This window comes from Kitasatospora sp. NPDC093558 (assembly GCF_040683475.1).
GTDB lineage: Bacteria > Actinomycetota > Actinomycetes > Streptomycetales > Streptomycetaceae > Kitasatospora.
In genome coordinates, this window is sequence record NZ_JBFBDY010000372.1 from 1 (window position 1) to 6,236 (window position 6,236).

General features: G+C 71.0%; 7 protein-coding genes. 5 read left to right on the forward strand and 2 right to left on the reverse strand.

The genetic code is table 11. From position 1 onward, the window contains the following. Positions 1-68: 68 nt before the first annotated feature. The gene (locus tag AB0O00_RS26620) at positions 69-527 is read right to left on the reverse strand and encodes a DUF2690 domain-containing protein (RefSeq protein ID WP_363655854.1); all 459 of its coding nucleotides are present in this window, start codon (positions 525-527) and stop codon (positions 69-71) included. Positions 528-781: 254 nt separating this feature from the next. Here AB0O00_RS26620 and gcvH point away from each other — a divergent pair, with 254 nt between their 5' ends. Together gcvH and AB0O00_RS26630 are read left to right on the forward strand one after the other, a co-directional pair. Next, on the forward strand, positions 782-1,171 hold the full coding sequence (gcvH, locus tag AB0O00_RS26625) for a glycine cleavage system protein GcvH (protein ID WP_363655856.1): 390 nt from the start codon (positions 782-784) through the stop codon (positions 1,169-1,171). Positions 1,172-1,357: 186 nt separating this feature from the next. Continuing rightward, positions 1,358-1,591, forward strand: coding sequence for a DUF397 domain-containing protein (locus AB0O00_RS26630; RefSeq protein ID WP_363655858.1), 234 nt, complete (start codon positions 1,358-1,360; stop codon positions 1,589-1,591). A gap of 64 nt (positions 1,592-1,655) precedes the next feature. Here AB0O00_RS26630 and AB0O00_RS26635 read toward each other — a convergent pair whose 3' ends face one another. Next, positions 1,656-2,357 carry an NAD(P)H-binding protein gene (locus AB0O00_RS26635; RefSeq protein WP_363655859.1) on the reverse strand — a complete coding sequence of 234 codons (702 nt, stop codon included), beginning with the start codon at positions 2,355-2,357 and terminating at the stop codon, positions 1,656-1,658. A gap of 136 nt (positions 2,358-2,493) precedes the next feature. Between AB0O00_RS26635 and AB0O00_RS26640 the strand changes: the two genes are divergently transcribed. From AB0O00_RS26640 to AB0O00_RS26650, 3 genes are all read left to right on the forward strand, one after another. Then, a complete protein-coding gene (locus AB0O00_RS26640; RefSeq protein WP_363655861.1) occupies positions 2,494-3,204 on the forward strand; it encodes a TetR/AcrR family transcriptional regulator in 711 nt (236 codons plus the stop codon). A gap of 200 nt (positions 3,205-3,404) precedes the next feature. Beyond that, positions 3,405-4,568 carry a hypothetical protein gene (locus tag AB0O00_RS26645; protein WP_363655863.1) on the forward strand — a complete coding sequence of 388 codons (1,164 nt, stop codon included), beginning with the start codon at positions 3,405-3,407 and terminating at the stop codon, positions 4,566-4,568. Positions 4,569-4,750: 182 nt separating this feature from the next. Further along, positions 4,751-6,115, forward strand: a complete 1,365-nt coding sequence (locus AB0O00_RS26650; RefSeq protein ID WP_363655865.1) for a hypothetical protein — start codon at positions 4,751-4,753, stop codon at positions 6,113-6,115. The last annotated feature ends 121 nt before the right edge of the window (positions 6,116-6,236 follow it).

Sequence of the window (6,236 nt, forward strand, 5' to 3'; positions counted from 1 at the left end):
CCCGGCGGGCGCCCGGGGGGGTGGCCTCTTATTGGCGGGGGGCTCCAGACCCCCCCCCACCCCCGCCCTCACCGGGCGGACGGTGTCACCACGTTTCCGCAGTTCGGGTTCCCGCGCCTCGGGTAGATGCACACGAAGCCGGCGGTGGTGCCGTCGACCATGTTCGTGTAGATGGTCTTCGTCCCGAGGTCGTTGTACTCCACCTGCGCCTCGGAGGCGCCGTGGGTGCCGACGAGGATCTTCCGCAGGTCCGGCGTGGTGCGTGCCTGGGCCCAACTGGCCCGGCAGGACTCGCTGTAGCGGAGATCGACGCGCATGTCCCCGATCGTCGCGCTTGCGCCGTCCACGGTGACGGCGTCGTCGGCACACCCTTCCTCGACCGGGTCGAGCTGGTAGCACCCGTCCCCCGTACATCCCTGACGGGGCGCGGCGGGGGCCGGCGGAGCTGCGGCGGTCGCGAGCGCGGCACCGAGCACGAGGAGAACGGCGGCGGCGCGGGGCGTACGGCGGTGGAGCGGCAGAAGCATCGTCGGACTCCTGGATGGGGGCGAGCGGGACGGCGCTGGATGCGCCTCTTGTCGTCAGGAGTTCTCGGCAGAACGCCGCGACTTCTTGCCGAATTCAGCCCCTCAGAGTGATCGCGGACCCAGGCACAGCCGCGGGCGGCGGCGCGGCCGGTTCACTCATGCGGGTGACAGTCGCCACGGGTGGCGGAGATCTGTAGCAGGCTCATTCCGACGGCTGATGAGTCATCGGCAAAGTTCGACCCTACGGAGGTTCCATGCCCTACCCGACGGACTTCAAGTACACCAAGGAGCACGAGTGGGTGTCGCCCACGGGGGACACCGTTCTCGTGGGCATCACCGACTTCGCCCAGCGGCAGCTCGGCGACATCGTCTTCGTCGAACTCCCCAAGGTCGGGCGCAAACTCGACGTCGGCGAGGCGTTCGGCATGGTGGAGTCGGTCAAGGCTGCGAACGAGCTGTACGTGCCGGTGTCCGGTGAGGTCACGGCGATCAACGAGGATCTGGCCGAGGAGCCCGAAGAGGTCAACGCCAACCCGCACCACACCTGGATGATCAAGCTCAAGCTGACCAAGCCCGATGAGCTGAAGGGCCTGCTCACGGCCGCGCAGTACGAGGCCTACATCGCGGAAGAGGAGGCACCCTAGGCACCCGGACGGGGATGCCCATCGGCCGCAACCGCCGCCCGGCGTCGGAAGAACGGGTGCGCGGTCGCCGCGTTTGGTGAAGACTGTGCGGAGGTCCCGCACCGCCGGCACGGCGACGGCCGACACCGCGCCCTCCTGACGGCCCATCGCTAGGCAGCGATGGGCCGTCGGCGTACCGTCGTCGGCATGGCCGAACTGATGTGGTTCAAGAGCAGCCACAGCGGCGATTACAGCGCCGCCTGCGTCGAAATCGCTTGGCGCAAGAGCACATACAGCGGCAAGGAGGACTACTACTGCGTCGAGGTCGCCAAAACCACCACCGCCGTCCTCGTCCGTGACTCCAAGGACAAGACCGGCCCCCGCCTCACCTTCTCCCCCGACGCCTGGCGGGCCTTCCTCGACCTCGCCCGCACGCTGTAACTCCCACCCGACAAGCCACACTTGTGCGGGCCGATCCCGCCCCTGCACGACTCCCGCAGGCGGCTCAGTAGCCGACCGTGAATCGCCGCTGGACGAAACGCGGCAGCTCGGCCTCGTCCACCAGTGCAACGGCCGCGTCCTCCACCGAGATCCGGCTCAGCCCGTCCGCGTCCAGCACCGGCTGGTCGCCGCCGACGCGGTAGCGGCCGGTGCGCTCGCCGGGGGCGATCTGCTCGGCAGGGCTGAAGTACGTCCAGAGCCGGTTCGAGAGTCGCAGGACGTTCAGCGCGTCGCGGTGGCCGCGCACCGCGGCTGCGTACTCGCGCGGGAGGCCGAGTTCCTCGAGCGACGCGTGGATGAGGTCGTCGTGGTCGGCGCGGACGAGGCCCGGCTCGATCTCCAGGCTGCCCGCTCCCCCGATGACGATCAGCCGGGTGCGCGGGTGGCTCTCCAGGGCCTTGAGCAGGGCACGCGCGGCATCCGCGTAAACCGTCGGCTCCGCGATCGAACGTCGCACCGTATCGGCGAAGTCCTTCGCCGCGTTCCCCGGCTGGAAGCCGCTGATGAGGACGTCCAGGCCGGGCAGGACGGCCGCGACGCTCGCGGCGTCGAGGACATCGACGCTCGCCCGACCCAGGTTTTCCCGGCGGTCGTCGACCCCGGACGCGTCGCGACTGAACGCCGTCACGCGGTGTCCGCGCCGTAGAGCTTCGTCGACGACCCGGCTGCCGATGGTGCCGGTCGCCCCGATGACGCCAATGTGCATGGTTCTCCCCTGGTTTCATGCGCCGGACATGCCGGACGGACAGCGGCGAGGCCGATTCGGCTTCACGCCGTGCCGTCACTGTACGGCGTGAAGTTTTCTCACGGCAAGTACTGAGGTCACGCTGTAGAGTGGCCTCGTGACAGGCACCCGAACCACCGGACGACGCGAGCGGCTGCGCGCCGAGACAACCGCCGAAATCAAGAGCACCGCACTGGAGTTGATGCGCTCCGGCGGCCCGGACGCGATCACCCTGCGGGCCATCGCCCGCGAGATGGGCATGACCCCCAACGCGATCTACGGCTACTTCGCGACCCGCGACGACCTGGTCACCACCCTCATCGCGGACGTCTACTCGGCGCTCGCGGACGCCGTCGACGCCGCATGGGCCGCGTCGGCGCAGGACGGCCCCGCGCGGCGCATCCAGGCCTGGGCACACGCCTTCCGCGACTGGGCGCTGGCCAACCCCGAGGGCTTCCGCCTCGTCTACGGCGACCCCGTCCCCGGCTACCGGGCCCCCGACGGCGGTGCCGCGCCGGACGCCGCCCAGCGGGTCTGCGTCGGTATCGCGGCGCTCGCGGACGCGGCCTGGGAGGACACCGAACCGGCCTTCCCGAAGAGCGAGTTCACCTGGGACGACTTCGATCCCGGGCTGCTCGGCAAGGTGCGCCCGGCCTTTCCCGACCTGCCGCCGGCCGGCGTGGCCCTGGCACTGCGGATCTGGGGCCACCTGCACGGCCTGGTGTCGCTGGAGATCTACGGCCACCTGCGCGGCCAGACGCCCTCCCCGGACAAACTCTTCCGATCCGAACTCGACCAGCTGGTGGGCTCCTTGGGGCTCAAGGGTTGAGAGCTTCCAAGGAGAAACAACTGCGCGGTCGCCGCGTTTGGTGAAGACTGTGCGGAGGTCCCGCGTTCCGGCCGATCGGAGCGTGGGACCTCTTCATGACCCTTCCCATGCAAAGCAACTGACGTCATGTCATGCAAGGTGCACTTCCCGCACGTCTCCTGCACGTCCCGTCCATCGTCAACGAGACAGGAACGCACGTGATGAACATACGCACTTCGCACCGCTCAGCCGCCTTGGCCATCGCCTGTGCCCTCGCGCTGGGCACCGCCGGCACGGCGACGGCCGACACCGCGCCCGCCGCCCCCGTGGCCGTCGACCTGCCGCTCCCGGCCGGCGGCGTCTACACCGATCCGTACGGGGTCAACGCCAAGGGCGTGATCGTAGGCGAGGCGACCCGCGCCGACTTCACCCTCTTCCCCGTCCGCTGGAACGCGGACCTCAGCGTCACCGCGCTCCCCCTCCTCCCTGGGGACACCACCGGCCGTACGTGGGCCGTCGCGGACGACGGCACGGTCGTCGGTCGCTCCGGGAACCACTCGGTGCGCTGGTCCCCCGACGGCACGGTCGCCGCGCTGCCGTCGCTCCCGGGCGACACGGACGCCTACGCCTACACCATCAGCAGCACCGGCACGGCGGTCGGGCTCACCTCGGGCGGCGGGCACAACCACGCCGTCAAGTGGGGCCCGGACGGCCTGCCCGTGCCCCTCGCGCCCCTGGCCGGCGACACCGACTCCTGGGCCGTCGCCGTCAACAGCACCGGCACGGTGGCCGGTTACTCCTCCGGCCCCGGTGGCTCCCACACCGTGACGTGGAGCCCGGACGGCACTCCCACGGCCTTCATCCCCGCCTCGGGCTACACCACCATCACCGTGCTCAAGATCAACGACGCCGGTACCGTGCTCGGCAAGGCCACCTCGGTACCCGGCGACGAAACCCAGTTCCACTCCCTGCTCTGGGCCGCCGACGGCACCCTCACCGACCTCGGCCTGCGCTCGCAGGCGCTGGCCATCAACGCCAGCGGCACCGCGGTGGGCAACCAGGACGGCGAGGTGAGCATCAACGCCACCGCCACGAGCTGGGCCCCCGACGGCACCGCGACCGCCATCGGCACCGTCCACACCACGGCCCTCGCCGTCAACGACGCCGGGGTCTCCGTCGGCTACTCGGGCGTGCCCCCGCTGGACCGCGACCTCAAGTACCCCGCGCGCTTCAACGCCGACGGCACCACGACCGAGCTGGCCTTCGCCCCGGCGAGCAACGGCTTCGCCCAGTTCATCAACAACGCGGGCCTGATCGTCGGCGTCCGGTCGCTCCACCCCCAGCCCTGGGTCACCAGCCACATCGCAGTGGTCTGGCGCCCGTAGTCGCAGGCCGCCTCCCTCCGGTGCGCCCCCACCGGGCGTACCGGAGGGAGAGGTTTCGGCCGGAAATCCGGACGACATCGGTTCCGGTTGTTGACCACAAGTCCCGGGCGGCACTTGGCTCTTCCTTGACCGGGCCATGGGGGTGTTCGAAGCCCGGCACCGTCATCAGGGGAGGATGATCCATGACCACCGCCCGCACCCGCCGCTGGCCGGCCCGCGCCGCCGCCGTCCTGGTCGCCGCCGTCGCGGCCGGCGCCGCGATGCCGGCCGCCGAGGCCCGGCCGCCCAAGGGCGACACCGCCCGCGTCAGCGAAGGCGCCAAGGGCGAGCAGCTCGACGGCTACTCGACCGCGCTCGGGCTGAGCGACGACGGCCGCTACGCGCTGTTCTCGTCCACGGCGACCAACCTGCTGCCCCAGGGCGGCACGCCGAACATCACCGAGATCTACGTCAAGGACCTGCGCAACGGCCACGTCGAGCGGGTCAGCGTCGCCGACGACGGCTCGAAGCTGGACGGCATGACTTTCCAGGCCTCGATCAGCGGCGACGGCCGGTACGTGGCGTTCAGCACCAGTGCCACCAACGTGCTGCCCGGCGGCTCGAAGCACCGCGGCGACATCTACGTCCGCGACCGCTGGACCGGCCGCACCGAGCTGGTCACCGCCGGTGGCCTGCCCAGCACCGACGACCAGAGCCGCTACGACGCCCAGAGCCCCTCGATCAGCCGGGACGGGCGCTACGTCGCCTACGTCTCCAACCGCGGCGACCTCGCGCCCGGCGCCGCGATCACCGGCCAGAACAATGTCTACGTCACCGACCGCTGGACCCACACCAGCCGGCTGGTCACCGTCGGCCTGGACGGCACTGCCGCCGACAGCAACTCCTTCAACCCGACGATCAGCGCGGACGGCTCCACCGTCGGCTTCGGCTCCAAGGCGGGCAACCTCGTGCCGGACGCCCCGAGCGTCACACCGTCGCTGGCGCGTGGGCCCCACTACTACCCGTATTACGTCTGGAAGGCCGGCACCGGCAGGACCACCGCCGGCAGCCTGGACGACACCGGGCACCTCGGCAGCGTCGCCTACGACGCCCGAGTCAGCCGGGACGGCCGCTACGCGGTCTACAGCCTCGCGACCTACGGCACCGGACAGCCCGGCCACGGCGGCACCCGGCTGGACGTGTACGTCCACGAGCTGGCCACCGGCAGGACCACCAAGGTCAACACCGGCCTGCCGGGCACGACCGCCGGCGGCGTCTCGTCCGGCGGCGCCATGACCGCCGACGACCGCTGGGTCTACTTCGACTCCACCGCCGACAACCTGGTCCCCGGCGACACGAACCAGGCCTGCGACGTGTTCCGCCGCGACCTGTGGACCGGGACGATCGAGCGAATCAGCCTGACGCGCGACGGCGGGCAGAGCGACACGGCCTCCTCCGGCCCCCGCGTGGACGCCACCGGCGACACGGTGATCTTCAACGCCAACGACGGCAACCTGGTGCCGGGAGACACCAACCTCCTGCAGGACGTCTTCGTGCGCCGCCCGTGACGCGCTGATTCCCCTGCGGGAGGGGCCGGTTGGAGCCGGGGCGCCCCTCACCCCTCCCGCAGGTCCAGGACGTCCTCGACCGGCCGGCGCGGGGTTGCCGCTCCGGGCGGGCCGTAGCCGA